Source organism: uncultured Sphingomonas sp., assembly GCF_964021865.1.
In the GTDB taxonomy this organism is placed as follows: domain Bacteria; phylum Pseudomonadota; class Alphaproteobacteria; order Sphingomonadales; family Sphingomonadaceae; genus Sphingomonas.
In genome coordinates this window covers 1-1574 of record NZ_CAXIAM010000107.1, presented here as the reverse complement: position 1 = coordinate 1574, position 1574 = coordinate 1, and the positions used below count along the sequence as shown (strand labels likewise).

Here is a 1574-nt window from a genome sequence, read left to right as displayed (position 1 = left end):
CTCGGCGACGCGCTGGAGCACGTTCATGCCTAGCTGGCCGTGGCTCAGCTCGCGGCCGCGGAAGCGCATGGTGACCTTCACCTTGTCGCCCTCCTCGATGAATTCGGCGACCTTCTTCATCTTGGTGTCGTAATCATGGTCGTCGATGTTTGGACGCATCTTGATCTCCTTGATCTCCTGCGTCTTCTGCGACTTCCGGGCGAGATTCGCCTTCTTCTGCGCCTCGTACTTGAACTTGCCGACATCGAGGAACTTGGCGACGGGCGGATCGGCGTTGGGCGACACCTCGACCAGGTCGAGCCCGAGCTCGCGTGCCTGCTCCATCGCCTCGCGCGTGTACATCACGCCAAGGTTCTCTCCCTCGTGATCGATCACGCGGACCTTGGGGCTCTGGATCCACTCATTGAACCGCGGGCCGTTCATCGGCGGCGCCTGGTTTGGCCGGCGCATCATGGGAGGACGTATGGGTATTGCTCCTGTAGTGATTACCCTCGCAATATAGGGCATCCGGTCGCGTTTTGAAATAGCTCGCTCTCCCCGATGCAGGCCGGGGCGAGGAGGCGAGGTCTCGCGGAGGGGCCGGCGTCGGGGAGACACCTGCGCCTCACCCGATCTTATCACCAGGGAAGAAGGCCGCAACCGTGAAGGGGCGGCGCGCGGTTCGTCGCGGACGACCGTCCCTCAGCGCTTCGGCCCAGTACGCGCCGGTGCGTTCAGGATACTCTGCATCGCATTGTTGCGGTTGGTGATCTCGGCCTGCTCCGCGTCGGTGACGCGCCCATCGCTGGCATAACGCTCCGCCAGATCGTCCGTGATGCCGTTTTCGGTCTTCGCGCGCCGTGCATCGCTGCGCGACAGCCGACCGGCGTCCCGTTCGCGATCGATGCGCCCGTTATTGTCGTGAACGCTCGTCGCGGCTCCGCCGACCGGTCCGTTAATACCCGTCTGCGCCGCGCCGGGCAGGGGAAGCGTCAGCGCCAGCGTCGCAAGCAAGATACGCATCGGTCCGCTCCCTATGTGCCCGGGCATCATAGAAGAGCGGACCGATGACGTCGAGCGTCAGCGCATGTCGGGCGCGCGTGCCTCGTCGCGGAGCATCTGCACCGCTTCGTCGAGCGTCAGGAACGTCTGCGCCTGGCTACCCAGCCGCCGCAGCGCGACCTTGCCTTCCTCGGCCTCGCGCTTGCCGACCACCAGCAGGTTCGGGACCTTGGCGACCGAATGTTCGCGCACCTTGTAGTTGATCTTCTCGTTGCGCAGGTCGGTTTCGACGCGGATACCCGCCGCGCGCAGCTTGGCCGCCACCTCATGCGCGTAATCGTCGGCGTCGGAGACGATCGTCGCCACCACCGCCTGCACCGGGCTCAGCCACAGCGGGAAGCGCCCGGCGTGATGCTCGATCAGGATGCCGATGAAGCGCTCGAACGTCCCGAGGATCGCACGGTGGAGCATCACGGGGCGGTGGCGGTTGCCGTCCTCGCCGACATAGCTCGCGTCGAGCCGGTCGGGCAGCACGCGATCCGACTGGATCGTGCCGACCTGCCACGTCCGCCCGATCGCGTCGGTCAGGTGGA

The 1574-nt window shown here is 65.6% G+C and carries 3 protein-coding genes; all 3 read right to left on the bottom strand.

Annotated features, from left to right (window positions below; genetic code table 11):
- A partial coding sequence (gene infC, locus AADI75_RS16100; protein WP_341209995.1) for a translation initiation factor IF-3 occupies positions 1-453 on the bottom strand: 453 nt, incomplete at its 3' end.
- Between the two features lie 228 nt (positions 454-681).
- On the bottom strand, positions 682-1002 hold the full coding sequence (locus AADI75_RS16095; RefSeq protein WP_341209994.1) for a hypothetical protein: 321 nt from the start codon (positions 1000-1002) through the stop codon (positions 682-684).
- 57 nt (positions 1003-1059) lie between these two features.
- A partial coding sequence (locus AADI75_RS16090; protein ID WP_341209993.1) for a threonine--tRNA ligase occupies positions 1060-1574 on the bottom strand: 515 nt, incomplete at its 5' end.

What these genes read in the sequence shown, in the direction of transcription:
- AADI75_RS16095 (WP_341209994.1), bottom strand. Translation starts at nt 1,002, where the DNA reads ATGCGTATCTTGCTTGCGACGCTGGCGCTGACGCTTCCCCTGCCCGGC.